Here is a 26,339-nt window from a genome sequence, read left to right as displayed (position 1 = left end):
CCCTGCTGCAAAGTATGGATCCTGTATAAGTAGAAGCTTGTAGTTGCAGCCGCCGGTGCGTGCCTTTTTATACTTTGCTTATACTTCCTCCTTCTGGCGCAAGTCTTCAGACTTGTGTCTTTTCATGATGTTGAGTCTCTGACTCAACTGGCTCGAAGAGCCATATTTTATACTTGAGTTATACTTTTATACTTCTCTGGCGCAAGCTGAAAGTCCCGGAGCATTTCGGGGCGTCCGCTTGTGCCTTGAGCCACCGCTTCCTGCTTTTTGATACAAGCTATACTTACTAGCTGCCCCTGATCCTCCAGACTTACTCACCTATAGTTGCATAGTATACTTTGGTGCTCTCAAGCCCGAGAGGGCTCGTCCTTGGGGATCGCGCTGTGTTCCCTCCTGCGCCAGGGCGCTGCCACTAGCGTGGCACCGGATCTCACAAGGCGCTCAACCCAAGGACTGGGTTCAGATTCGATAGCCGCTGCTTATTTGTCAACTCGAATGAAATGAGAGATCTCCTCAGAATTCCCGATATATCTCTCGCCCTGCTCGAGATGACAATAAAGTATAATAAGTGCAGAATTCCCCGCCTTAGACTACCGAGAACGCGAGTTCGAAGGTAGCGAGCGTAGCTCTGAGGGGTAGGGGTGGTTGGACCCGGCACTGCAAAAGCTCCCTTGTTTTTAGGAGGGTTGGGGAGGGGTGAAACAAAGTATAAAGCAGCACCGGCACCGCCTGTTGCTGGGGTGCCGGTGCTGCTTTATACTTCTCAGGGGTTGTTTACTTTACAACTTCTTCCTCCTCGGGTTCCACTATCTCGTTCTGGCGCAGGTGTACCGGTGTGGTTTTCTTGCGCAGGCGCAGGTTCAGCATTTCCACCAGCAGCGAGAAGAACATGGCAAAGTAGATGTAGCCTTTCGGGATGTGCTGGTGCAGCGCCTCTACCACCAGCATAAAGCCGATCAGGAGCAGGAAGGACAGGGCCAGCATCTTCACCGTCGGGTGCTTGTTCACAAAGTCGCTCACGTACTTGGCGAAGACCAGCATGATGCCCATGGCCAGCACCACAGCGATGATCATGATGATCACCTCCTGCGCCAGCCCCACGGCCGTCAGGATAGAATCGAAGGAGAACACGATATCGATGAGGATGATCTGGACGAGCACCTGCCCCATCGTGGCGTATGCCTTGCCTTCGGTATGGACCTCTTCCTCGCCCTCCAGCTTGTTGTGAATCTCGGTAACGGACTTAGCCAGCAAGAACAGACCACCGGCGAAAAGTATGATATCGCGCCAGGAGACGGCAAAATCCTCCTCGGTAAACGGCAGGTTGATCGAGAAGATCGGGTCGGAGGCGCTCACGATCCAGGAAATGAACAAGAGCAGGATCACGCGGAACACCAGCGCCAGCATTAGGCCGATGTTGCGCCCTTTCGCCTGCTGCTCCTTCGGCAGACGGCTCACGATGATCGAGATAAAAACGATGTTATCGATACCCAGCACCACCTCCATAAAGGTCAGCGTGAGCAGGCTTATCCAAGTATCCGGATTGGCGAAGATTTCCATAGTTTACTTAATTGCTAGTTGCTAATTGTCTATTGCTGTGGCTATACTTGTATAGGTAGTTAGCTGTTCTTCGGAGGGTTAAAAACAGTTCTGATTCGCCGCCCTAAGCGTTTTTAACGAAGCAACTTACTAAAATAAATTCCCCAACAAGCAACAAGCAACAACCAGCAATTAAATTAGCTTTTCATGTTCACGTACTGCAGCGGCATGCCTATTTCCTCGGCGTTGGTGCGCAGCAGGGCAATTACCTCCTGCAGGTCGTCGATCTTCTTGGCGGTCACGCGTATGGTCTCGTCCATCATGGCGGCCGATACTTTCAGCTTGCTGTCCTTGATGAGCTTCATGATCTTCTTGGAGGTCTCCTTGTCGATGCCGGCCTTCACCTTGATGTCCTTCTTCAGCATGGCGCCCGATTGGTAGGGCTCTTTTGTGAAGTCGAGGGCAGTGGCGTCGAGGCCCTGTTTCACCATTTTGCCGATAAGCACGTCCTCGGTGTGCTGCACGCGCATCTCGTTTTCCATGGCGATGTTGACCATGTTGTTTTTCTTGTCGAACTCGATGCTGCCCTTGGTGTCGCGGAAGTCGTAGCGGTTCAGGATCTCCTTGCGGGCCACGTTCACGGCGTTGTCCATGGTCTGCGGGTCTACCTTGCTTACAATGTCGAAAGATGCCATAGTTTTATACTTATACTTTAGAAACTGATTTACTTGATTAAGCCGACAAAGTTATTCCTTAATTGCTAATTGTTGAAGGCTGCGTGGCGGCATTGTTAAATTGTTGTATGTTGATGGAAGAATTGCTAAACTGATCTATGGTATCCGCTAAAGCCGCAACCCTTGCTGTAAAGTATAAACCGGAACCCAAACGCAGCTAACAGATCTGAAACAATCTAACGATCAGCCATGAAAATAATAGAACCCGCCACGCCCGGGCAGTTTGAGCAGTACTACCGCCTGCGCTACCAGACGCTGCGCCAGCCCTGGGGCCAGCCCGAGGGCAGCGAGCGCGCCGACGACGATGCCACCGCCATCCACGCCATGCTGGTGAGCGAGGACGGAGAGGCCCTGGGCGTGTGCCGCCTGCACCTGAGCGCGCCGCAGGAGGGGCAGCTGCGGTTCATGGGCATCCGCAGCGACCAGCAGGGCAAGCGCCTCGGCGACCTGCTGCTGCAGTATGTGGAGGCCCGCGCCCGCGCCCTGGGAGCCGAGCGCCTAACGCTGCAGGCCCGCGAAAATGCCGTGAACTTTTACCGCCGCAACGGGTATGAACTACTAGAGAAAACACACCTGCTGTTCGGCACCATTCAGCACTTCCTGATGGCCAAGCGGCTTTAACCACAAACTATGAAAAAGGAGACCAAACTACTGCTAACCGCCGGAGCCGTGCTGGCTGGCGCGGCCATACTTAGCACACGAAGCCGCAACCATGCCCCGCTCAAAACCGTGCCCCGCGTGGACCTGAACCGCTACATGGGCCGTTGGTATGAAATTGCGCGCCTGCCACAACGCTACGAAAAAGCCTGCCACTGCGTGTACGCCGAGTACAGCCTGCACCCTGGCGGGGGTTATGTGGAGGTGCAGAACGCCTGCCGCAAAGGCGGACCGAACGGAAGACTGAAGATGGCCGAGGGCAAGGGCTTTCCGGTGGAGGGCAGCAATAACAGCAAGCTGCGGGTAGAGTTCTTCTGGCCTTTCCGGGGCGATTACTGGGTGCTGGAGCTGGACCCCGACTATGCCTATGCCCTGGTAGGAGCCCCCGACCGCGAAAGCCTCTGGATCCTTTCCCGCACCCCCACCCTGGACCAGGACGTGCTGGAGCGGCTGGTGCAGCTGGCCGAACTAAAGGGGTTTCCGGTGGAGCACCTGCTGCTAACCGACCAGAGCTGCTTTACGCAAGGGTAGCTATACTTATTGATTTATACTTTAGAGCAGCTGCCAGGGTAATTATACGTTGGCAGCTGTTTTTATTTGTGCGCGGGCATCTGCAAAGTATAACGCAAGTATAAAATCTTGCAATGGCGCTACAGTAGTATTGAAAATTTCTTATATTGTTTTGCCACTATACTACTGCATCATAACCGAGAAAAGCCCATGGCACTAACCTTCCGAGCTATCTGGATGACGATCAACAAAGCACTGACCGCCATCAACTCCCTGCTGTTTATACTTGTTATGGGAAGCAGTTTGTACGACTCCAAGAAGAAGAGACATGTAAAAATCCCGCTCATAGCCAACATTATCCTGTTGCTGGTGCTGGCTACCGCAGCAGGCGCCTACCTCTGTCAGTTCTTTATAGCCAAGTAAAAGAGGATGCGCAAAGACACAGGCCCAACCGCCTTTCTTTCTCTTTTTATAACCTACCTGCTTGTTAAGGTTATGCACCACCTGATCGGGTTTGAGTATGATTTGTTCAGCGAAGGTTTACTCAACATGAAGTTTATAATTGATATTGCCTCCTGGGGTATTGTATACGCGGCAGTTTATTTCCTGCTAAGGAAGTTGCTGCCTCGAAAAGGCGCTACAACTGATTAAAAGTATGAGAAGGCAGTTTCTGATGAGAAGTATACCTCCGCACATAGTGCAGATAAGCGTATGTTTTCGTTTATCCGGTAGTGCCTGTATTGACTTGGTCAATGTTTCGCTCATCATAACTTGAGCCGCCTGTTTAAGCCTAAAAGTTGGGGAAAGAGTAAAACCAGTTACAGGAGCTTTTGCAGCAAGACCTTTCCTAACATTGAGTGGGTGAACTCTACCGGTAGTGTGGTTCTGCTGCCCCGTTAGGTTTCAAACTGGGCGATGGAGCCCGCATAGAAGAGTAAGCTGGCTGGGCGGCAGGCAAGGGCTTTTGTATTTACCCCAAAACACGAAAGCCTATGAAAAAGACCTTCACCAAAAAGAGCGTAGTCAGCCTGCCACTGGTCAATCCCAATGCGGCAGGTATCGACGTGGGAGACACCATTCATGCCGTAGCCGTGCCAGAAGGCAGGGACCTGGAATCAGTCAGGTGCTTTGGGACGATGACTTGCGATTTGGAAGCTATCGCCGCCTGGCTGCTCAAATGCGGAGTGGCCACGGTGGCCATGGAGAGCACGGGCGTGTACTGGAAACCCTTGTTCAACCTGCTCACACAGCAGGGGCTGGAGGTGTACCTGGTCAATGCCAAACAGGTCAAGAACGTATGTGGCAGGAAGAACGACGAGGATGATGCGCGCTGGATCCAGAAGCTGCACAGCTGCGGACTGCTTCGGAGCAGCTATTTGCCTGATGACGAGCAGGAAGCCCTGCGCACGCTGGTGCGCCACCGCAAAACGCTCACCCAGGACAGGAGCCGGTGCGTGTTCCGGATGCAGAAGGCCCTCGAGCTGATGAACGTCAAGCTGCACACGCTCCTGCGTGACATTACCGGCAAGTCGGGCATTGCCATTATTGAGACCATCCTGCGGGGGGAGCGAACAGCGGAGAGCTTCCTTGCCTGCGTCCACTTCAAAGTGAAGGCAGACAGGGCCACCATCCTCAAGTCCCTTGAGGGGAACTGGCGAGAAGAGCAGCTCTATCTGCTGGAGGACTGTTACATGAGCTATCAGTACCTGACCCAGCGCATCGCCGCCTGCGACGCGGCCATCGAACGGCAGCTCGAACACTACCACAAGGAGAGTTGCCCTGCGCCAATGCCTGCGTCTGAGTTCATCTCCACCAAGAAGGCCAACAGGAACAAGCCCTCGTTCAACACCTGCTCCTACCTGAAAAAAGTGCTGGGAGTAGACGTGATGGCCATCTACGGCATTAGCGACATAGCCGGCCTGGAGATCCTCTCCGAGACGGGCACGGACATGGGCAAGTGGCCGACGGCCAAGCACTTTGTCAGCTGGCTTAACCTGTGCCCCAACAACAAAATATCAGGTGGAAAGCTGATCAGCAGTACCCTAATGAAAAAGAAGCCCAACCCGGCCAGTCAGGCCTTTCGGAATGCTGCCAATGCCGTGCAGCGCAGCGACAACTGGCTCGGTGACTACTTCAGGCGGATGAAAGCAAAGGGCGGTAACAAGTATGCCACCGTGGCCACGGCTAACAAGATTGCCACCATTTACTACAAAATGGTATCTTGCCGGCAGGAGTTCAGCCCCGTGGAGTTAGCGGCATACCAGGAGAAGTATAAGCAAGTAAAGATTATGTACCTGGAGCGAAGGCTTCATGAACTCAAAAAAGAAGCTGCTTAGCAGTTATATAGAAGTTAGGTGTAATGCCGATCACTTAAAACCAAATAAAGGAAAGAACATGGTATTGACAGCATTAAGAATAAAACCAATTTTGATATTCATTATTGTTAACTCTTTACTGTTGTTAATCATCAGCAATCTATACGACTGGCAGGGGGAATATTTTATATGGGGTTCTATAGGAGTGATTATTCCTAACTTGATTTCTTTAGCGTTAGGAACTATGGCAGTCAATACATTTAAAGAATTGGTAAATAAACCTCTTTGGTTGGTTTTTATACTTGTTCTTATAAATGAAGTAGCTTTTGCTATCTATGAACGAAGAATAGTGTTTTTTGACTTAATTGAATATAAGACGCCCAAAAATATAATAGCGGTCGACAGCAACTACTATCTTATTATTTCTGCTTGTGGACTGGCATCAGCAATTGTTACTATGTTATATTCTCAAAAGTGGAAGAAGCAAAACACCTAACAAAACCTAAAGCACACCAAGACGTGCTTTAGCCCAGCACGTTGTGTGCCAGCTGGAATAGCGGAGAACAATAAAATTTCCATATAATAGTCTAAGCTGAATGATCAGTGAAAAGAAACCTTCTATTTTTAGCCATCTTCATAGCAATGATTTCCTGTAACAACCAAAACAAACCAACAATGGACACGGAAAATGTGAATTTAGTAAATCAGTACTTTGAGCATTTCAACAACCACGAGTGGGAGAAGATGGCAGGAATGTACACTGAAACAGCAGCGTTCAAAGACCCATCGCTCGGTCAGGGAATTGTGACACAGACACGCAAGCAGACTATCCAGAAGTACAGTGAGTTAAATGAAGCCTTTCCTGATTTAAAAGACAAAGTCATTCAGATATACCCTTCAGGAGAAAAGCACGTCATCGTGGAATTCGTATCGAGCGGAACAGCACCAGATGGGTCTGAATTTGAACTTCCAATCTGCACCATCTTCACAATCGAAGATGGTAAAATTATTCAAGACTTCACCTACTACGACAACTTTGAAGAATAGAAATACCCTTCCTTTAACCAGTTCTACACCGCCGGTTTCCAAAGGCTGAGCGACGGGAAGTATGAACAGGTGCGCCCCATTGCAAACAGCCTCCCGCAGGCACTGCTGGAGACAAAAAGTGGCTTTATTGGCACAACAGATACTAACTGGAGCGGCTATTACATCGAATTCGCCCGGAACGGGGAGAAGAAGTTCTGGATCTTTGATGAGAAAAGAAGGGACGTGCCGGCAGAATTCCTCCCGCTACTGGATGAGATCCAGAAACCCATCAGGCTGCTAAACGCGCAGTAGCATTTATACTTTCTATGATCCGGCCCTATACCCCCGCAGACAAACAGCAGCTTTTATACTTGCTGCGCCTCAACACCCCCACCTACTTCGCGGCGGAAGAAGAGCGCGACTTTGCCGGGTACCTGGAAAAGCACGTGGAGGATTACTTTGTTGTGGAAGAAGGCAACAGGTTAGTCGGCGCGGGCGGCATCAACTACTTCCCCGAAGATGGCCTGGCGCGAATTTCCTGGGATGTGATCCACCCCAACTTCCAGGGCAAGGGCATCGGCAGGCGGCTCCTGCAGCACCGGCTCCAGGTTATCAGAAACAAACCAAGTATAAACGCAGTCATCGTCCGGACCACCCAACTGGTGTACAGGTTTTATGAGAAAACGGGCTTTGCACTCGAAAAAACAGAGAAAGACTTCTGGGCCAAAGGCTTCGACCTGTACCAGCTGCGCATGCCGCTGGCCAAAGTATAAAGTATAAAGTATAAAGTATAAAGTATAAAAACATCACCTTAAACCATAACCTACCCCCACATGAAGAAACTTATACTTGCCCTAAGCGCCATGGCTGTGCTCACCGCCTGCGCCACCCAAAAACAGGCCACCGGCAGCAACCAGGCCATCGGCGACACCAGAACCGCCGCTGTGGCGCACCTCGACGACAGAACCTACAGGCTAACGGCGCAGACTGATGATAAAACCTATGGCTATGAACAGCAGAATGCGATAAAAGTGGGCGGCGCGCGCGAGCAGAGCGGCCCCCTGAACGAAAGGCGCTTCCTGAACGCCCTGCTGGGCCCCAACGGCGAGGCCGTGGGCTATTACCGCGAGGGCAGTTGCTGCGCCTTCGACACCCCGAACGGCCTGTTCGGCAACGCCGGCATGCTGGACCTGTACAAAGTATACTGGGAGGGCGGCACCGATACCCTGAGCCTGTACCTGAACATGTACGACGAGGGCGACCTGCTGATTCCAGTGGGGTTTACGGCCAGGAAGGAGTAGCGGGCTTGCATCTATAAACTTTTCGCTATACTTTAGGGTATACTTCCGAAAACCCTAACCCCCTGCTAATCATGACGAAAACAGCACTACCCCTGCTGGCGCTCTGCCTCCTGCTGCTCTCCGGCTGCGCCACTACCTACACCACCACGGCCAAGGTCGAAAAGCCGCAGAAGCATTACATCGGCATGCTGTCGCTGGTGGTGAACACCACCGCCGAGATCAGCCAGCTGGACTCGCTCACCTACGAGCAGCACATCCGGGGCAAGTTCAACAACCTGGAAAACCACCGGCACCGCAGGCAGCTCGAAAAAACGCTGGCCCGCAACATCGAGCAACCCAGCGCGCAGACCAGGCTGGTAAAGTCGTCGGATGTGTTTGCGATGAACACGGATATCAGCTACAGCGAGTTCCTGCAGCAAGTGCGCGCCACCGGCGTAGACGGCATCCTGCTGGTGAAGCAAAGCGCCTACTGGCACACCACCAACAGCTACACCACCGTGCACTACGAGTACACAAGCGCCACCACCGCCGACACAGAGCCCAACGCCGCCTACCATACTTACCTCATCGACCTGGACTCGCTGCAGCCGGTGTGGTACGCTAACTCCACAGTGTCGGGTATCTCCGCTGGCTTCGACACGCTGAACAACCACCTGGCCCGCTCTATTTTCCGGAAGCTGCGCAAAGACAAATTCATACTGGCCGGCTACTAAGCATTGCTATAAAGTATAAAGCGGCTGGGCAAAGTATGAGTCTCGCATAAAAAACCGCCCCCGAAGTATGAACTTATACTTCGGGGGCGGCTCTGTATTGGTTTAACTCTGCTACTGAGCCACTAACTCGGCTTGTTCTTCTTTCTGCGTAGGCGTAGCTTTCTGCTGCTGTAGCCACTCCTGCTGCAGCATTTTAGAGGTTTTGCGGCTGCCGTCGTGGCTCCAGCCCGGAGGGCCGAACACGTACATAAACTTCGCCTTCCATGATTTCACGCTGCGCACATCTTTCCAGATGTCGTTAAACTCATGGAAGTTGAGCGTGAGGGGGTCGTGCTTGGTGGGCGGGTGCAGCACCCCGAACTCCGTCTTCAGGTGCTTGTCCTTATCCATGTACGTGCCAAATAGCCTGTCCCAAATGATGAGGATGCCGCCGTGGTTGCGGTCGAGGTACTCGATGTTGCGGGCGTGGTGCACCTGGTGTACCCAGGGCGTGTTAAAGATCTGCCCGAACACCGGAATTCTGGGCACCAGCGTGGAGTGCAGGAAGAACTGGTAAATCGAGTTGAACGACATGCACAGGGCGATCATCACCGGGTTGAAGCCAAGTATGGGCATCCAGATCCAGTAAATGGGCTTGTAGAGGAAGATGGTCCAGCCGTTGCGGAAGGCCGTGCCCAGGTTAAATTTCTCGGAAGAGTGGTGCACCAGGTGCGCCGCCCAGAAAATTCTTATCGTGTGGCAGAAGCGGTGATGCCAGTAAAAGTTAAAGTCGTCGCCGATGAGGCAGAGCACCCACACCCACCAGGCCCAGCCCAGGTTCTCGTAGCCCAGGAACTCAACGCGCATCGGCTCAAAGAGCTGGTAGAACAGGAAGAACAGCCCGATCTGGTACGCTTTGGTGAGCGTGTTGAGGGCGGCGGCCCCCAGCCCCACCCACGTGCTGGCCAGTGAGTCCTTCAGGCTGTAAAGCTCCTTGTCTTCGCGGTAGCTGATATAAGCCTCGGCCACGATCAACAGGAAAAACAAGGGCACAAAGTACGTAAAAGGGTTGGGCATCTGATCGAACAGGATTTCCATAAACTAAAGACGGGGTCAAGTAAAAAATGGCGCACCCAGGAAAATCGGGCGCTGTGGAATTTTCTAAATTACGTAATTTTAAGCCTAGGTCCTATTTAAGCGGATTAGGTAAACCCTATATACGCGAAAGTAGGAGCCGAAGGTACAGTGAGTTAAGATGTCTTTTCGGGCGTCAAATTAATTCATAAAATTCACTCCTTAACATTAGCCATGGCCTTGTTCGGATTTGGTAAAAAGAAAGCTCAGCCAGCAAAAAGGTTTGAAGAGCCGCTCCATTCGGCCGTTTTCACCACCTCCTTTGTACTGGAAGAAAAGAAGCCGATTACGCACGTATCGCATGATGCTGATGATGGCGCCTGGCAGTTCTTTAGTGATGATGAGTTGGAGGATTTTGAAAGCGTTGCCAGGGTGGTAGGCCTCGGTGAAATCATAAAGCTGGACGATTCTATACTTGCGTTAGCCGATATGCCTGCAGGATACTTTGCCTACAGAGCGCGTGTTAAAGACAAGTGGATCATTCAGAAACAGGAAGAATAACCATTGTAAAAGTATAAACTCCCGGCCTTAGCAACTTTAAAGTATAACCCATGCCCCAAACGCTGAAAACCCGCATCGCCCCTACCCCCAGCGGCTACCTGCACCTGGGCAACGCGCTCTCGTTTGCCATTACGTGGGCGCTGGCGCGGCAGCAAAACGGCACGGTTATACTTCGCATCGATGATCTGGACAACGCCCGCTTCCGGCCCGAGTACCTGCACGACATCTTCGAGACGCTGCACTTTATGGGCCTGGACTATGACGAAGGCCCAAGGGATGCGGAGGATTTCCTGAAAAACTACTCGCAGCACCTGCGCCTGCCGCGCTACCATACGTTGCTGCAGCAACTGATAGAGAAGGGAGTGGTTTACGCCTGCCCCTGCTCGCGCAAGCAGCTTTCAAGTATACCCAGCAGCGCCTGCCACCTGCACAGCTGCCGCCACGAGTTACTGCCCCTGCAGCAACCCGATATTGCCTGGCGTCTCCGCATCCCCGAGGGCACTGAGGTTACCTTTAACGACCAGTTGCTGCAGACCAGCACGGTAAACCTGGCCGAGGAGATGCCGGACTTTGTGGTGCAGCGCAAGGAGGGCATCCCCGCCTACCAGATCGCCTCGCTGGCCAACGACCTGGACATGGGCATTAACACCATTGTGCGGGGCAAGGATTTGCTTACCTCCACAGCGGCGCAGCTGTACCTGGCGCAGTTGCTCAGGGCAGAGGCGTTTACAAGTATACATTTCGTGCATCACCCGCTTGTCTCAGACCCTGCTGGCGGCAAGCTCTCCAAGTCCCACGACGCGCTCTCAATCTCAGAAATGCGCCGAAGCGGCCTCAGCAGCCAAGCCTTCTGGCAAACCATCGCCCGTATGCTGGGTTGGCAGGAGGAAAGTATAACAGATGCGCAGGGTTTTTTAGAGAGGTTCAGGCTGGAGGAATTGCGGAAGATGAGCAGGAGGGAATTGCAGGCAGAGTAGCGGTTTCGCAGTGCCGGGTTCAACCACCCCTAACCCCTCCTTGTCTAAGGAGGGGAACACTGCTTTTCGTACGGCTAAATGTGAGTCTTGTAGCTGCTGCTGATGGTTATTCAACCAAGATCCTTTCAGAATGACAGTTTAATTTAACGTAGCCGGACATCCTCACCACTTTTATGAAGGGCTAGTGTGAGTATAATTCCCCGCCTTAGACAAGGAGGGGTTAGGGGTGGTTGGATATTACTTCCGCTCCGGTAGTATCAACTGCCGCTGCGCATCATACAATCCGATAAGGATGCTGTTGCCTTTCTCATCCACCTTCAGCCCGCCGTACTCTGCTGCCTCAAACACCTTGGCCTGGCCCTCCTCAAAAAAGTATGACTCAGCGCCCAGGTTGATGCTCCAGTCGCCTTTGGTATACTTGAGCAGGTGCTCCTGCGGGTGCAGCGGGGTGTCATCCTGCTGGTAACGGACCAGGTGCGCCACCTGCTGCGCATCGAGTTTTACCACGGCATAGCCTCTGGCAGGCAGCTTCTCCAACTCCTCTGTTTGGCTGATGGCGTAGCTCAGGCGCATGAAGTCGCCCTGCATGAGCGAGCGCGGGTCTACGGGGGCTAGTTTCAGCAGCACCAGCTCGCCGCTTTCCAGCACCTCCTCCTTCTCCGCTACAGAGAAATTAAACATCACCAGCAGCAGCACCAGGTTTACAAGTATGATGATCGTCCGTTTAGTCAGCATGGCGTTTGAGGTAATTGTTGAGAAGTATAAAGCCACCCAGGAACAGCAGCCCGCTCGCCACCAGCACCCCGGATTTGGAGAGCAGTGTCATGTTCAGGTCGTAGTAGTAGAGGATGATGAAGTAGACGAGCGCCAGCAAGCCCACCCAAAAACCTGGTTTGTGGCCGATGTAAAAGCTGGCCAGCAGTATAAGCAGCGCCCCCGGCACCGAAGGCGTAAGTATGAACGGCGCCAGCAAAAGCACCGCGCAAGTATAAACCACCAGCTTCGTCTTCGGGCTGAATACGGCCACATCGCGCAGCACACGGTACACGAGCAGCAGCAGGCAAGCAATCAGAATCAGGCTGGATACCCAGAAATAGGTGATGGTGGTGGAGAAAAACTTCTGGTGCACAAACAGCGCCAGCGTGATCACCAGCGAGAAGATCACACCCATCCTGACCGGGCCGAGCACCAGGGCAAAGCGGCGGGAAGCGGCGATCAGCCTGGCCTCGTTCAGGCTCAGGTAAGTAAGAATAAGGGCAAGCAGGGCGATTAACCCGTGCGCAAGCGGGTATACTTCGTGGCTGAAGATCAGGCTCAGCAGGCTCCCGTTCAGCACCAGCACCGCCAGAAACACCCCGATCGCACTCACTGAAACCCCAATAGCTACGGCCGACGCGCAAGCCAGTGCCAGCGCCGCCCCCGTGATACTATCCGTAAGCTGCCCGATGCCAACAGCCAGCAGCGCGTACCCCGTAATGTAGAGCGAAACACCGACTGAATCCACCGCGGCTTCTTTGTTCGTTCGGATCAGCCATTCTGCCCCCACCAACCCGCAGAGGCCAAGGAAGAGCATCCCTACACTGGAATTATACAGCCCAGCCGCCAGCAAAAACCCGATAAAGGTACCCATGCCCAGCAAACCACCCAGAATGGCGAGCACTTTCATGGGCACACGCTTTAGCAGTGAGGCCGTGGCGGTGTTCTCTGCTGCAATGCTGTCCCGGTCGTAGGTGAAGCCGGGCTGCTCCTGCGCTATCTCTTCCAGCAGCGTATCAAGCTGTGTGTTATCGTTTTTATCCATGCCACTGCCGGTAAAGGTTTCCGAGGTATTGTACCAGTAAAGTGATGCTGCCAATCACGAACACCGTGGCCAGCATGAGCATCAGTTCCGGCAGGCTCTCCCCGACTCTGATGATGAGCGCGGTGAAAAAACCGATGCCGCTGAAGGGGACAGCCGTGAGGTAGAACAGCTCGCGCATCCGCATGCCGTACCAGATGGCTGCACCATACATGCCGAAGCCCAGCAGGAGCGCCAGTCCGTAGTCTTCATTGAAATCCTTAAAACTGTTAAAAAGGAGCGAGATCATGCTTACTGTGATAAAGGTGATGGCCGCCATCCCCACAATTCTCGGGAACCATCGGTGCTGCACGTTTACCTTTCCTTTTGCCGCCAGTACCTCCCACACCACCACGGCCATGGCATTAAGTATAAACAGCGCATCCAGCACCAGCGCAAAGCTCCAGTACGTGGCTACCTGCTGCGTGTAAAGTATAAACGTGGTGTTGAGCAGCGCCAGAAAGATAAACCACAAGGGCTGAAAGTTGGCCACCAGCACCCACAGCACCACGCAGTAGGTCCAGCCCCAGAAAAAGTCGAAGGCGTTGGCGCCGGTCTGATAAATCTGCCCATACACGGCAAACAGCACACCCACCAGCACGGCACTGGCCGTGAGCAGCACGTTCCGGATCGTTCTGCTGAACCTGGGCACCAGCGCGGCAAAAGTGGTAGCCAACAGCAGGAACTGCAGCAGTCCCAGCTTCACGAACTTGTGCATGTCGGCCCAGTTGTAGGCGAAAAAGAAGACGACGCCCGCCAGCGTAAAACTGGCACCCGCGCCCAGCAGGAACAGCCGGATAAAGGTAGCCCAGTTGCGCGGGGTGGCGTAAAGCCCCTCGCTCCGCAGTTTGTTCTCGATACCGGCTGCCTGCCAGTTGCTGTGCCGGGCAATGCTGTAGATCAGCTCCCGGGTAATGCTTTGTCTCATAGGCCTTAGGCTTAGCAAAGAGAAAAGTACAGAAACGGCAGCTTGGAAACAATACGGGTTTATACTTTGATAATGGAGATTTTGCGGGGTAAGTGTCTTTCGTCTGGATGGGGATTTATGGGATGAACAGGATTTCTGTTGTGCCGGGTCCAACCACCCCTACCCCTCCTTGTCCAAGGAGGGGAGCCTGCTTTTACTGATGCTGAAGTATAAGTTTTATAGCATGAGGAGTTGGAGGAACATCCCCCTACCCCCTTCAAAGGGGGACTTTGGCTCCTACTCCATCAGCCGGTGCTATCGAACTGATACCCAGTCTTTGGGTTGAGCGCCTATGCGAGTTTTTCCGGTGCCCGGAGGGCATTGCGACGCAGGAGCAAAGGAAAAGCTCCCAGCGCGATGCCCGAAGACGAGCCCTCTCGGGCTGGAGAGCACCAAAGCAGGAGATGAAACTGTAGGTTTGTAAGTCTACAGGATGAAAGGTCGCTAACAAGTATAGCTTGATTCTAGTTGCGGGAAGCAGTGGCTATGAAAGACACAAACGGACACCCCGAAATGCTCCGGGACTTTCAACTTGCGCCAGGTAAGTATCTTGCGCCAGGTAAGTATAAAGTATGAATCCGCAAGTACGAAAGTAAACATCCCTATCTGGAACCGTAGAAATAACTTAAGTATAAAGTATAACCAACCTCCGGCTACAGACAAAGGCCAGTTTAAAAGCATAAAAAAAGGGCAGCCGCTAGAATGCAACTGCCCCGTTTCTTATCGTTTAGACGTACCTTACTTACTAGCCGTAATCTTTACCGGCACCTCCATATTCTCCCAACTCAGCAACAAGCCATCCTCCGTCACGTCATACTTCAGGCGCTCGTTCATCTGGCCTGATTTGCGCGGGGTAACCTTTACGCGCAGAGCATCCTCTTTCTCATCGTACTGCGTGCCCCACTGCTTGGCCTTTTTGTTGAAGATCACCGTCCAGTCCTCTTCGCTGGGCAAAGTATAAAAGCTGTAAGTGCCGGCTGCCAATTTCTGGCCTTCCACCATCACATCCTTGTCGAAGGTGACGGTGGTAGCCTCGTTGGCACCGGAGCGCCATACTTGCCCGTAAGGCACCAGGCCGCCCCAGATGTTGCGGTCCTTTACCGATGGGCTGCTGTAGTTTACCGTCACCGTGGCATCGCCTATTTTGCCGGTGGCCGTGGCTGCCGGGCTGGCCTTGGGCTTGGCATCCTGCGCATACACGCTAAAAGAGAGCAGCATACCCAGCAGCAGCATGCACATCCCCGTAAGATTTGATTTGTTCATGGTAGTATAGTTTTAGTTCAAAGGATGGATACGTAAAAATCCGCCGCAGGTATGGATTATCCCGTTGATTACCAACACGAAGTATAAAGGCTGGCCGGATATGGCAAAACGGCGCGTAGGCGTTTCATACGTACTGGTGAGGTGTACCCTGCCCTTTTCTTCCGTATAGGGAGGTTAAGGTTTAGAACGAGGCTCCGAGAGCAAGAAACACGAACGCCCATGCCAGCAGCATCCTACAACAGCAGAAACACCAGAGGCTCCGCCCGCAGACCACCGCGCAAAGCCAGCTACGGCAGCGCCCGCTACACGGCAGAAGCCGTGTCGTCTTACGGCACAGGACGCAGCAACAGGGTTACCGGCAGGCTCCGGCGTAAAGCCAGGAACCGGAGAAGGGCCACGCGCGGCTCGGCAGTGAAGGGAGCCAGAAACAGGCTGAAGAACTTCCGGCAGGCGTCTATCCTGGCCGTAGCGATCACGGGCTTCATCATGCTGCTGTTCGCACCCGGCGAGGCGGGGCTGGCGCAAGGCAGCCAGCCGGAAACCGTAGACACGGTCGCCATTATAGAGGAGGTAGCCGTGGAGGACCTGCTGACCAACGACTCCGTGGCGCAGGCCGCGGCGGCAGAAGACACGGCCACCGCGTTGTCGGGCAAGCAGGCGGCAGGCGAGGCGATAAGTGCACTGCAGGACCTCTGGGATAGCTTTTCCTACAACCTGCCCAAGATGCTGATAGCCCTTGGCATGCTGCTGCTGGCCTGGGGCGCGGTGCGGTTGCTGCGGCTGCTGCTCCACAAAGTGCTGGGCCGCTGGGAGCGCTCCAACGCCATCATCTCGCTGCTCTCGATTGCCGTGTGGCTGCTGGCCATCGGGATAGCCATCAGCGTGGTGGCCGGCGATATCCGGGCGCTGCTGGGCTCGCTTGGCCTGATCGGCCTGGCGCTGTCGTGGGCCTTGCAGACGCCGATCGAGAGCTTTACGGGCTGGCTGCTCAACTCCTTCCAGGGCTACTACCGCGTGGGCGACAGGGTGCGCGTGGGCGATGTGTTCGGGGATGTGTACCAGATCGATTTCCTGACCACCACCGTGTGGGAGATTGGCGCACCTTACCAGCCCGGCTTTGTGCAGGCCGAGCAGCCCACCGGCCGTCTGGTCACGTTTCCCAACAACGAGATCCTCACCGGCACCGTCATCAACCTGACCCGCGACTTTCCTTATGTGTGGGATGAGCTGGCCGTTGGCGTGGCCAACGAGTCGGACCTTCCACTCTCGATAGAGGTGATCGGGAGAGTGGCCGAGGAGCTACTGGGCGATTACATGGTGGCGCCTGCCAGAGACTATACAGCCTTGCTTGAGCGCGCCGGGCTGGACTACGACATCGCCGAAAAGCCGCAGGTGTTTGTCTCCATGGAGGAGTCCTGGACCAACATCATCATAAGGTACCTGGTGGGTGCCCGCGAGCGCCGCAAATGGAAAAGCGAGCTATCGCTGCGCCTTGCCCGGGAAACGGCCAGGCCCGAATACCGCGACAAGATCATCCCGGTATACCCGCGCCAGCAGCTGCAGTTCATCGACCCCAACGGCATGCCGGCTCCAACCGGTTTTCAGGGCAACGACAAAGTATAGAATTTTGCATATATCTAAAAATCAATTATATAGCACAGATTCTCTTCAGATTCGTATCGTAAGTTTATACTTCAGAACATAATGTATCACTTAAAGCTAAGAATCATGAAGAAGATATTAATTGGATTTGCCTTTGTTGGAGCTTCGGTTATAGCCGCTCAGGCACAGGATGTCGCCACGAAAGATGTACCACAGGCAGTAGCAGCCGCCTTAACGCAGCAGCACGCCAATGCCACCGACCTGGAATGGGAGATGGACGGCGCAAATTACGAAGCGGAGTTCGATGTGGACAGGATAGACCACAACGTGCTGATAGACCCATCGGGCAAGATCCTGATGTCCAAGCACGACGTGATGGAAAAAGACCTGCCCCAGTCTGTGAAAGCCGCCATAGACCAGAGCTATAAGGGCATGCGCCTCGACGATGTGGAGCAACTGGAGAAAGACGGAACCACTTATTACCAGGTGGAGCTGGACCAGAAAGGCCAGGACAAAAAAGTTGTTTTCACGGCCGATGGCAAAGAAGTGACCGATCCCGCTTACTGGGACTAACGTACAAGTATAAACAGTAAAGTATAAAAGCGCCTGGAGCCTGTGGTTTCAGGCGCTTTTATACTTTACACCCTTTCCCGCCCGCTCTGTTTATACTTCCCCAGGCCGGCGGCTGCGTGCATCTACTCCCCACAGCGTTCGTACGTATAAGCCGTACTACAAAGCCCCGCCCGCATGCGCGTTCTCTGGAACTACCTGCAGCCCCACCGCGGGCTGGTTATACTTTCGCTCCTCCTTGCCGGCATCAGCCAGGTACTGGCCCTCGTCGATCCCATCATCTTCGGGAAGATCATCGACAAATACGCCACGCCGCCCTTTACCATGACCAGCGAAGAACGGGTAAAAGGCGCCTTGTGGCTGATGCTGTTGGCCGTGGTGGTGGCCTTGCTCTCGCGTCTGGCCAAAGCGTTTCAGGAGTATTTCACTAACCTGGTAGTGCAGAAATTCGGGGTGCAGATCTTTAATGACGGCCTCAGGCAAACGCTGCGCCTCTCCTACCAGGAGTATGCCGACCAGAACAGCGGCGAGACACTCTCCATCCTGCAGCGGGTGCGCCGCGACACCGAGCGCTTCATCAACTCGTTTATCAACATCCTGTTTTCGTCTTTGGTGGGCGTGGGTTTTCTGGTGTGGTATGCGGTAACCAAACACTGGGCGCTGGTGCCGATATTTTTAATCGGGATGGTGGTGCTGGGCGGCCTGACAAGTATACTTAGCGCCAAGATCAAGACCATGCAGCGCTCCATCAACCGGGCCACCAACAAGATGTCGGGCGTGATCACGGAGTCGCTGCGCAACATTGAGCTGGTAAAGAGCCTGGGCCTGACCTACCCCGAAATACGGCGGCTGCGTGCGCACACCGAGCGGATTTTTGAACTGGAGATGGCCAAAGTAAAGCGGGTGCGCACGCTGTCTTTCCTGCAGGGAACGGCGCTCAACCTGCTCAGGCAATCCATACTTTTCACGCTGCTCTGGCTCATTTTCAGGGATGTGCTCACCACGGGCGAGCTTATCTCGATGCAGTTTATCTCGGTCAGCATCTTCGGGCCCTTGCAGGATATGGGCACGATCATACTTACCTACCGCGAAGCCGAGGCATCCCTGCATAACTTCGCCGAGCTGATGAACAAGCCTGTGGAGACACGACCAGAGTCGGCCATCGATGTGGGGCCGCTGCAGCAGCTGCGCTTCGAGGACGTGGTGTTCCGGCACAAGGGCGCCCCGCAGAACTCCGTGGACGGCATTTCGTTCGAGGCCAATACCGGCGACACGATCGCCTTCGTGGGTCCGTCGGGCTCTGGAAAGTCTACGCTGGTAAAGCTGCTGGTGGGGTTATACTTGCCCGACAGCGGGGAGATCTACTACAACGGCACGCCTGTAAAAGAGATCTGGCTGAACGAGGCGCGCCGGCAGCTGGGCTTTGTGACGCAGGAAACCAACCTGTTTTCGGGCACCATCAAAGAGAACCTGCAATACGTGAAGCCCGATGCCACCGACGAGGAAGTGCTGACCGCGATGCGAAAAGCATCGGCCACCACCCTGCTGTCCCGCTCCGAGAAAGGCATCCATTCCCAGATCGGCGAAGGCGGCCTGAAGATGAGTGGTGGCGAGAAGCAGCGCCTTTCCATTGCCCGCGCCCTGATCCGCAACCCGCGCCTGCTCATCTTCGACGAAGCCACCTCCGCCCTCGACTCCCTCACCGAAGAAGAGATCACGGCCACCGTACGGGAAATATCGGCGCTGCGCGAGCAGATCACCATCCTCATCGCCCACCGCCTCTCCACCATCATGCACGCCGACACGATTTATGTGCTGGAGCGCGGCAAGATTGTGGAGCAGGGCAACCATGCGGAGTTGGTAGAGCAAAAGGGTTTATACTACGCCATGTGGCGCCAGCAGATCGGGGAGCGCAAAGCGGAGCTGATCCGGTAGCTACCCCGGTGCCCATAGTTCCGAAAGCGCCCAGACGCCAACAGTTTATACTTTGCAACCTTCCTGTCGGCGGCATGGTATGGAATCATACTTTAAAACGGATAAACGCTAACCCGATACACATGAAACTATACGTTATAGCACCTGCCATACTTGTAGCCCTGGCCTCCTGCGGCTCCGACTCCGCCGACGGCAACTATAACCGCGCCGCCAGCGAGGAGCTGATAGAAGCGCAGGTGGATACCGACACCAAAGCCACCATCGACAGCATAGCGCAGGTAGCCGAGGAGGGCACCATTCTGCACCCGCTCCCCGACACGCTTACCAGGCTGCTGCAGCAAAGGCAGCCTAAAACCGAGGTCGCCACGCTCACCGACCAGGCCATGGCCAATAAAACGGCGCAGGTCGGCAACCCGCTCTACCTGCGCGGCAACCTGAACGGCAACAGCACCCCGGATTACGCCGTGCAGGTGCTGCAAAACGACTCCATCCACATCCTGGCCTTCCTCGACTATACCCGAAAGCCACAGGAAGTGAAGGTGGCCGCTTACCCTGCCGAGCAACTGAACGGCAACCGCTACAGCACCTTTCAGCTAAAACTGGCCCCGCAGGACTCGCTGGTGCGCAACCCGCGCCGGCAGCAGCTCACCAACCTGAAAACAGACGGTATCTCGGTGCTGGAAGACAACCGCACCACGCTCTATGTGCTGCAAAACGGCCGTTTTATACCTTTCGATGCGCAGGAGTAAAAAGTATGGCGCTGAATTTGGTAAATTGCCAGCTTCAGCGCTTTGCTTCTACCCCTAATTTACTTTTGCGCGTACCCTTATGCCCCAAACTAATAAACCTGTCCGCCAACTTACGCCCCAGATTACTTCTCCGGATAAACGAAAACTGAGCAAGCTGCAGCAGGAGTTTAACCGGAAAACGGAGCAGATCGAACAACTGAAAAAGGAGTTGGCTGCCAGGCATAAAAGTATGAACCTGGCCCAAAAGCGCATCGAAAAGGAGCTGCGGCCCATTATAGAGCAGCAGCTGGAAAAACGCGTGGAACTGGCCTACCTGCTGGACGAGGCTTACGCGCTCCCGCTCTTCAGTTACCGGGAGAAGGAAAAACTGGCCGCCCTGATCGAGAACATCACCTTCGATTTAATTGCCAACTATGAACGCCGGGATATGGTGGAGCTGCACGACAGGTACGCTGAGTTTACCTACCGGGAGAAAACGGCTCATACTGATGAAGGCGAGGAAGACCTGGATGAAAGTATGGTAGAAGAAGAGCCCGAGGCAGAAGATGAGTTGGAGGACCTGGACGATTATGAGCGCATACAGGCTGAGTTAGACAAAGAGATGGAGCGCCGGGAGCGCGAAAAACAGAACCGCCAGAAAAGCCGCAAAACCAAGGCACAACTAGCCAAGGAAGCCCAGGCGAAGGCCGAGCTCAGCAACATCAGCAAAGCCAGTCGCCGCGTGTACACCGAGCTGGCCAAGCAACTGCACCCCGACAAAGAACGGGACGAGACCAAACGCGCCTGGAAGGAAGAAGCCATGAAGCGTGTCACCCAGGCCTACCACCACGACGACTTTTTCGAGCTGCTGCGCCTGCAGATGGAGTTTATGCAGGAACAAGGCCAGCCACTGGACAAGCTGGGGGATGAACAACTTGAGTACTATGTGCAAATTCTGACCGACCAGTTAGACGAGCTAAAAACAGAGCTCCATGATTTCGTAACTGGCCCGAACGCCGGCTTTTACACCCGCTTCGGTGGCAGCCCCAAACAAATGGACCAGAAATTCAAATCGGCCAAAGAAGACCTGAACCAGGAGTTGGAGCAGCTAAAACAAAACCTTCGCACTTTGCGAGATGATCCGCAGATGATTAGGGTGCTGTTGAAGTAGATATTTATACTTTCTGATAAAATACGTCTACGGATTGTTCTACAGCCGCTCTTTCGGATTTGCAATCCGAAAGTTTTCTACTATAAGGATTTATAATCCGCCGCGAACAGCCGTACAAGCGTGCATGGGACTGAAGAACAGAATACATTCAGGTTATTTATACTTCCTCACACTAACTGTAGTAGATTGGGTGGATGTATTTACCCGTCCGACATACCGGCACATCCTTATAGATTCTCTGAGATATTGCCAGCAACACAAAGGACTGGAGCTATATGCTTGGTGCCTGATGAGCAATCACCTTCACTTAATTGCCGGAGCACAAGACGGGTACAACCTTTCGGACATACTTCGTGATTTTAAAAAGTTCTCCAGCAAAGCTGTCCTAAAAGCTATACAGGAAGAAAACGAAAGCCGTAAAGACTGGCTGCTCAACCGTTTTGCATACGCCGCAGCCAATGATTTAAAAACCAAGAACTTCAAATTCTGGCAGGACGGCAACGAGGCCAAAGAGCTACACATAAACGGGTTTATAGAACAGAAGCTGCAGTACATCCATCAAAACCCTGTAGTAGCTGAAATTGTAGCCGAGCCAGAACATTACCTGTATAGCTCTGCGCTGAATTATGCTGGCCAACCCGGGCTGCTGGATGTTATATTGCTGGAGTAAAGGTCGGATTACAAATCCTCATAGTAGGTACTTCGGGATTACAAATCCCGAAGAGCGGCGTGGAACAGGTGCTGCGAATTCACTTGCTTTTTCGGATTTGTAATCCGAAAGAACGGGGTGCACTACGCCTGAGAAAGCGGAGCTGTCAGATCTTTGATACTTGTCCGCAGTTCATCCGCAAAAGGCTGCAGTTTAAGTAAAGCCACTTCTTTTTTACCGTCCTGTGATAGAAGTATTTTAGTGCCATCCTCCAGCCAGAGGTAGCCATCAAACGAAGTAGAGACAGTCTGTGACCAAGAGCGCACCGTAGCTTGGTGAATCGTTCTGTTCTTTTTCAGGAAGATGCACTTGATGCCCGGGAAAGGCTCTTGCTGCCCTATGGTATACCCCAACACATGCACCCCAACTCTGTACGTCCCATTATACAGGTCAATTTCAAGACACTTAAAGTATAAAAACGGAAAGATACCGGCTACGATCAAGATTAGCCCCCCTACAGGCTGAGTGATGGCCAAGGCAATGCCTCCGATCATAATAACCGTAGCGCATACCTTTGTTCCGAGGCCCAAAGGCTCTGTTAACCTGTATCTGAGCAAGGGTGTTTCCATAGCACCGAAAGATATTATTTTTCTATCTTATCTCGCGTCGAAAAAAAGTAAATAACCTCCCCCTCCCCCGCAACCTTCTCCTCCTCCGTACTGTTTTCTAAAAACTGTATCTTTGTACAGAAGACTCAGCAGAACGCGACTTGGCAAAAGTCCTGTGTTCTGCCTTTGCTGTTTTGTGATAGAACTGAATGAAAATATCTGATTTTTTAGAACTGTACCGCCTCGACAGCGTCGTGCAAACCATTGCCGAGCGTTTAAAAGCCAAAGAGCCTTACCGCCTGCAGCTAAAGGGTATGGCCGGCAGCCTCGATGCCGTGATGGCTTCGGCAGTTTATACGTTACATCCGCAGCACCAGCTGTTTGTGATGCACGACAAGGAGGAGGCTGCCTATTTTTATACCGACCTCAAAAACCTGCTTGGCGAAGAGAAGGAGGTTCTGCTGTTCCCGACCTCCTACAAACGCCCCTACAGCTTCGACGATACCGAGAATGCCAACATCCTCATGCGGGCCGAGGTGCTGAACCGCCTCAACAGCAAAACCGACAAAGGCGAGCTGATCGTGACGTACCCCGAGGCGCTCACGGAGAAGGTGATCAACAAGAAATCGCTGGTGGAGAACACGCTGGGCGCAAAGGTGGGAGAGAAACTGGATACGGCTTTCCTGAGCGAGATGCTGGCCGAGTATGGCTTCGAGCGCACCGACTTTGTATACGAGGCGGGCCAGTATGCCGTGCGCGGCGGCATTGTGGATGTATTCTCGTACGCCAATGACCTGCCCTACCGCATCGAGCTCTTCGGTGATGAGATCGAAAGTATAAGAACCTTCGACCCGGACACGCAGCTGTCGGTAGAAACAAAGAAATCCATCTCTATTATCCCTAACGTGCAGACCAAGCTGCTGCAGGAGACACGCGAGGCATTCCTGGACTTCCTTCCTAAAAATACGAACCTCTGGTTCAAGGATGTGCGCCAGACGCTGGACGTGATCGAGGAGTATTTCGACAAGGCCTCGCATAGTTTTGAGAAGATGATGGCTGGTAGCGGCGGCACACAGATCGTCTCAGACCCGGAGCAGCTTTTCCAGACGCCAAAGCAGTTCAAGAAGCTGCTCGATAACTTCAATGTGGTGGAGATCGGCAAGCGTTTCCACTTTAAATCTGCCGAGGTGATACAGCTACAGGCCAAGCCGCAGCCCTCGTTTAACAAAGATTTTAAGCGGCTGGTAAAAGATTTGCACGAGCACCAGGGCAACGGTTTTGTGAACATCATCGCTACCGACTCGCCGCGCCAGATCAACCGCCTCACCCTGATCTTCGATGAGCTGGACCACGACGTGCGTTTCCAGCACCTGGGCGTTTCGCTGCGGGAAGGCTTCATCGACCAGGTGCTAAAGGTAACCTGCTACACCGACCACCAGCTGTTCGACCGCTTCTACCAGCACAAGGCCAAGGAAGGGCACTCCAAGCAAAAGGCCATGACGCTGAAGGAGCTGCGCTCGCTGCAGCCCGGCGACTACATCACCCACGTGGATTACGGCATCGGCCGCTTTGCCGGGCTCGAGAAAGTGGAAGTGGGCGGCCGCCTGCAGGAAGCCATCCGGCTGGTGTACCGCGACGACGACCTGCTCTACGTCAGCATTCACTCGCTGCACAAAATATCAAAGTATAGCGGCAAAGAGGGTGGCCCGCCAAGTATGAGCAAGCTGGGCTCTCCGGAGTGGGAGAACAAGAAGAAGAAGGTGAAGAGCAAGGTAAAGGATATCGCAGCCGAGCTCATCAGCCTTTACGCCAAGCGCAAAGCCGCACCAGGGTATGCGTACTCCAAAGATGGCTTTCTGCAGGCCGAGCTGGAATCGTCGTTTATTTACGAGGATACCCCGGACCAGGCAAAGTCTACGGAGGATGTGAAAGCCGACATGGAGCAACCGCACCCGATGGACCGCCTGGTGTGCGGCGACGTGGGCTTCGGCAAAACCGAGGTAGCCATACGTGCCGCTTTTAAAGCCGCCTGCGATGGCAAGCAGGTCGCCATTCTGGTGCCCACCACCATCCTGGCCATGCAGCACTTCCGCACTTTCCGCGACAGGCTGGAGCAGTTCCCGGTTACCGTAGACTACATCAACCGCTTTAAAACCACCAAGGATACCAAGGAAACCCTGAAGCGCGTGGCAGAGGGCAAAGTGGATATCCTCATTGGCACGCACCGCATCGTGAGCAAGGACGTGAAGTTCAAGGACCTGGGCCTGCTGGTGATAGACGAGGAGCAGAAATTTGGCGTGAAGACGAAGGATAAGCTGAAGGAGATGCGCGTGAACGTGGATACCCTGACGCTGACGGCCACGCCGATTCCGCGCACGCTGCACTTCTCGCTGATGGGTGCCCGCGACCTGAGCGTGATTGCCACGCCGCCACCCAACCGCCAGCCGGTAAAAACGGAGCTGCACGTGTTCGACGAGGTGCTGATCCGGGATGCCGTGGTAAACGAGATGAAGCGTGGTGGCCAGGTCTTTTTTGTCCACAACCGCATCAAAGACATCGAGGAAATGGCCGACATGATTCTGCGCCAGGTGCCGGACGCCAGGGTAACCTTCGCGCACGGCCAGATGGAGCCGGAAAAGCTGGAAAAGCGCATGATGAAGTTCGTGAACGGCGAGTATGATGTACTGGTAAGCACCAACATCATCGAGTCGGGCCTGGACATCGAGAACGCCAACACCATCATCATCAACCGGGCACACATGTTCGGGTTGTCGGACCTGCACCAGATGCGTGGCCGCGTGGGCCGCTCGAACAAAAAAGCCTACTGCTACCTGCTTACGCCGCCTGTGGCGGGTCTGCCAAGCGATGCGCGCAAGCGCCTGAGCACATTGGAAGAGTTCTCCGACCTAGGCGAAGGCTTTAAAATTGCCATGCGCGACATGGATATCCGTGGGGCGGGCAACCTGCTGGGCGGCGAGCAAAGCGGCTTTATCACCGACCTTGGCTTCGACATGTACCACCAGATACTCGACGATGCCGTGAAGGAACTGAAGGAAACCGAATTCCGGGAGTTGTTCCTGGGCGATAACCTGGCCGAGTTTTTAGACCCGGTGCTGGAGTGCAACATCGAAACGGATATGGAAGTGCTGATTCCGGATAGTTACGTGAGCAACATCTCGGAGCGCCTGAACCTCTACAGCAAATTAGACAGCACCAAAGACCTGGATGAGCTTGAAAAACTGCGCGCAAGTATAGTGGACAGGTTCGGGCCCTTGCCGGCGCAGGTGCAGCAGCTCGTGGAGATCGTGAAGTTAAGGTGGCAGGCGCAGCAACTGGGCTTCGAGAAGCTCACCATCAAGAAAGAGGTGATGAAGGGCTACCTGCCCAGCGAGAACAACGACAAGTACTTCCAGTCCGATACCTTTGGCAACATCCTCAAGTATGTGCAGCAGCACCCGCGCCGCTCGCGCCTGAAGGAGGCCAAAAACAAGCTGATCGTGATCGTGGAGGATATCCAAAGTATAGAGGATGCGAAGGAAGTATTTGAGGGCCTAGGGGTGAGAGAGCTGGCTTCGGCCAAACCCTGAACTACCTGATTCTCTCCTGCAACTGCCTGTTCCTGG

27 protein-coding genes are annotated in these 26,339 nt (G+C 53.8%); 19 read left to right on the top strand and 8 right to left on the bottom strand.

All coding sequences use genetic code 11. The features are described 5' to 3' along the window. Positions 1-774 precede the first annotated feature (774 nt). Positions 775-1,560: a TerC family protein gene (locus A3841_RS07730; protein WP_073851717.1), complete on the bottom strand. Its 786-nt coding sequence runs from the start codon at positions 1,558-1,560 to the stop codon at positions 775-777. A 176-nt stretch (positions 1,561-1,736) separates the two neighbouring features. After that, a complete protein-coding gene (locus A3841_RS07725; RefSeq protein WP_073851716.1) occupies positions 1,737-2,234 on the bottom strand; it encodes a YajQ family cyclic di-GMP-binding protein in 498 nt (165 codons plus the stop codon). Between the two features lie 228 nt (positions 2,235-2,462). On the opposite strand from A3841_RS07725, the gene A3841_RS07720 reads away from it, so the two are divergent. The 10 genes from A3841_RS07720 to A3841_RS07670 all read left to right on the top strand — a co-directional run bounded on the left by A3841_RS07720 (position 2,463) and on the right by A3841_RS07670 (position 8,795). After that, entirely contained in the window at positions 2,463-2,894 is a 432-nt protein-coding gene (locus tag A3841_RS07720; protein WP_073851715.1) for a GNAT family N-acetyltransferase, read from the top strand. A 9-nt stretch (positions 2,895-2,903) separates the two neighbouring features. Continuing rightward, entirely contained in the window at positions 2,904-3,461 is a 558-nt protein-coding gene (locus A3841_RS07715) for a lipocalin family protein (RefSeq protein WP_073851714.1), read from the top strand. 189 nt (positions 3,462-3,650) lie between these two features. Next, positions 3,651-3,863 carry a hypothetical protein gene (locus A3841_RS07710; RefSeq protein WP_073851713.1) on the top strand — a complete coding sequence of 71 codons (213 nt, stop codon included), beginning with the start codon at positions 3,651-3,653 and terminating at the stop codon, positions 3,861-3,863. A gap of 569 nt (positions 3,864-4,432) precedes the next feature. Further along, a complete protein-coding gene (locus tag A3841_RS07700; RefSeq protein WP_073851711.1) occupies positions 4,433-5,776 on the top strand; it encodes an IS110 family RNA-guided transposase in 1,344 nt (447 codons plus the stop codon). A gap of 58 nt (positions 5,777-5,834) precedes the next feature. Further along, positions 5,835-6,251, top strand: coding sequence for a hypothetical protein (locus A3841_RS07695; RefSeq protein ID WP_073851710.1), 417 nt, complete (start codon positions 5,835-5,837; stop codon positions 6,249-6,251). 107 nt (positions 6,252-6,358) lie between these two features. Further along, positions 6,359-6,802, top strand: coding sequence for a nuclear transport factor 2 family protein (locus A3841_RS07690; RefSeq protein ID WP_235861323.1), 444 nt, complete (start codon positions 6,359-6,361; stop codon positions 6,800-6,802). A gap of 69 nt (positions 6,803-6,871) precedes the next feature. Beyond that, the gene (locus A3841_RS07685) at positions 6,872-7,093 is read left to right on the top strand and encodes a hypothetical protein (protein ID WP_073851708.1); all 222 of its coding nucleotides are present in this window, start codon (positions 6,872-6,874) and stop codon (positions 7,091-7,093) included. 14 nt (positions 7,094-7,107) lie between these two features. Further along, a complete protein-coding gene (locus tag A3841_RS07680; protein ID WP_073851707.1) occupies positions 7,108-7,554 on the top strand; it encodes a GNAT family N-acetyltransferase in 447 nt (148 codons plus the stop codon). Positions 7,555-7,614: 60 nt separating this feature from the next. Then, complete coding sequence (locus A3841_RS07675; RefSeq protein WP_073851706.1) at positions 7,615-8,082, top strand: membrane lipoprotein lipid attachment site-containing protein; 468 nt, start codon at positions 7,615-7,617, stop codon at positions 8,080-8,082. Between the two features lie 71 nt (positions 8,083-8,153). Continuing rightward, positions 8,154-8,795: a hypothetical protein gene (locus A3841_RS07670; protein ID WP_073851705.1), complete on the top strand. Its 642-nt coding sequence runs from the start codon at positions 8,154-8,156 to the stop codon at positions 8,793-8,795. Positions 8,796-8,906: 111 nt separating this feature from the next. Here the strand turns inward: A3841_RS07670 and A3841_RS07665 are convergent, their stop codons facing one another. Beyond that, positions 8,907-9,872 (bottom strand): sterol desaturase family protein, encoded by a 966-nt coding sequence (locus A3841_RS07665; protein WP_073851704.1) that lies wholly within the window; start codon positions 9,870-9,872, stop codon positions 8,907-8,909. Between the two features lie 210 nt (positions 9,873-10,082). On the opposite strand from A3841_RS07665, the gene A3841_RS07660 reads away from it, so the two are divergent. Next, entirely contained in the window at positions 10,083-10,409 is a 327-nt protein-coding gene (locus A3841_RS07660) for a hypothetical protein (RefSeq protein WP_073851703.1), read from the top strand. Positions 10,410-10,459: 50 nt separating this feature from the next. Then, complete coding sequence (locus A3841_RS07655; RefSeq protein WP_073851702.1) at positions 10,460-11,386, top strand: glutamate--tRNA ligase family protein; 927 nt, start codon at positions 10,460-10,462, stop codon at positions 11,384-11,386. Between the two features lie 237 nt (positions 11,387-11,623). Here the strand turns inward: A3841_RS07655 and A3841_RS07650 are convergent, their stop codons facing one another. The 4 genes from A3841_RS07650 to A3841_RS07635 form a co-directional block, all read right to left on the bottom strand. Next, the gene (locus A3841_RS07650; protein WP_073851896.1) at positions 11,624-12,121 is read right to left on the bottom strand and encodes a GDYXXLXY domain-containing protein; all 498 of its coding nucleotides are present in this window, start codon (positions 12,119-12,121) and stop codon (positions 11,624-11,626) included. Further along, a complete protein-coding gene (locus tag A3841_RS07645) occupies positions 12,111-13,187 on the bottom strand; it encodes a DUF4401 domain-containing protein (protein ID WP_073851701.1) in 1,077 nt (358 codons plus the stop codon). Before A3841_RS07645 ends, A3841_RS07650 begins: the two co-directional genes overlap by 11 nt. Further along, positions 13,180-14,151 (bottom strand): DUF2157 domain-containing protein, encoded by a 972-nt coding sequence (locus A3841_RS07640; RefSeq protein ID WP_073851700.1) that lies wholly within the window; start codon positions 14,149-14,151, stop codon positions 13,180-13,182. Before A3841_RS07640 ends, A3841_RS07645 begins: the two co-directional genes overlap by 8 nt. 777 nt (positions 14,152-14,928) lie before the next feature. Continuing rightward, positions 14,929-15,453, bottom strand: coding sequence for a DUF2911 domain-containing protein (locus A3841_RS07635; RefSeq protein WP_235861322.1), 525 nt, complete (start codon positions 15,451-15,453; stop codon positions 14,929-14,931). A 219-nt stretch (positions 15,454-15,672) separates the two neighbouring features. Between A3841_RS07635 and A3841_RS07630 the strand changes: the two genes are divergently transcribed. The 6 genes from A3841_RS07630 to A3841_RS07605 all read left to right on the top strand — a co-directional run bounded on the left by A3841_RS07630 (position 15,673) and on the right by A3841_RS07605 (position 22,129). Then, entirely contained in the window at positions 15,673-17,076 is a 1,404-nt protein-coding gene (locus A3841_RS07630) for a mechanosensitive ion channel family protein (RefSeq protein ID WP_083610254.1), read from the top strand. A 105-nt stretch (positions 17,077-17,181) separates the two neighbouring features. Further along, complete coding sequence (locus tag A3841_RS07625) at positions 17,182-17,628, top strand: PepSY-like domain-containing protein (RefSeq protein ID WP_073851894.1); 447 nt, start codon at positions 17,182-17,184, stop codon at positions 17,626-17,628. Between the two features lie 174 nt (positions 17,629-17,802). Beyond that, positions 17,803-19,560 carry an ABC transporter ATP-binding protein gene (locus A3841_RS07620; protein ID WP_073851698.1) on the top strand — a complete coding sequence of 586 codons (1,758 nt, stop codon included), beginning with the start codon at positions 17,803-17,805 and terminating at the stop codon, positions 19,558-19,560. A gap of 122 nt (positions 19,561-19,682) precedes the next feature. Next, positions 19,683-20,309 (top strand): hypothetical protein, encoded by a 627-nt coding sequence (locus A3841_RS07615; RefSeq protein WP_073851697.1) that lies wholly within the window; start codon positions 19,683-19,685, stop codon positions 20,307-20,309. A gap of 79 nt (positions 20,310-20,388) precedes the next feature. Continuing rightward, positions 20,389-21,459: a hypothetical protein gene (locus tag A3841_RS07610; RefSeq protein WP_073851696.1), complete on the top strand. Its 1,071-nt coding sequence runs from the start codon at positions 20,389-20,391 to the stop codon at positions 21,457-21,459. Positions 21,460-21,583: 124 nt separating this feature from the next. Next, positions 21,584-22,129, top strand: coding sequence for an REP-associated tyrosine transposase (locus A3841_RS07605; protein ID WP_073851695.1), 546 nt, complete (start codon positions 21,584-21,586; stop codon positions 22,127-22,129). A gap of 122 nt (positions 22,130-22,251) precedes the next feature. On the opposite strand, the gene A3841_RS07600 is transcribed toward A3841_RS07605, so the two are convergent. Continuing rightward, positions 22,252-22,662 carry a hypothetical protein gene (locus tag A3841_RS07600; RefSeq protein WP_073851694.1) on the bottom strand — a complete coding sequence of 137 codons (411 nt, stop codon included), beginning with the start codon at positions 22,660-22,662 and terminating at the stop codon, positions 22,252-22,254. 263 nt (positions 22,663-22,925) lie between these two features. On the opposite strand from A3841_RS07600, the gene mfd reads away from it, so the two are divergent. Then, on the top strand, positions 22,926-26,303 hold the full coding sequence (gene mfd, locus A3841_RS07595) for a transcription-repair coupling factor (protein WP_073851693.1): 3,378 nt from the start codon (positions 22,926-22,928) through the stop codon (positions 26,301-26,303). Positions 26,304-26,339: the final 36 nt, after the last annotated feature.

This window comes from Pontibacter flavimaris (genome assembly GCF_001907195.1).
GTDB classification, from domain to species: domain Bacteria; phylum Bacteroidota; class Bacteroidia; order Cytophagales; family Hymenobacteraceae; genus Pontibacter; species Pontibacter flavimaris.
The sequence above is the reverse complement of the archived record's forward strand: the minus strand, read 5'-3'. Positions and strand labels throughout refer to the sequence as shown.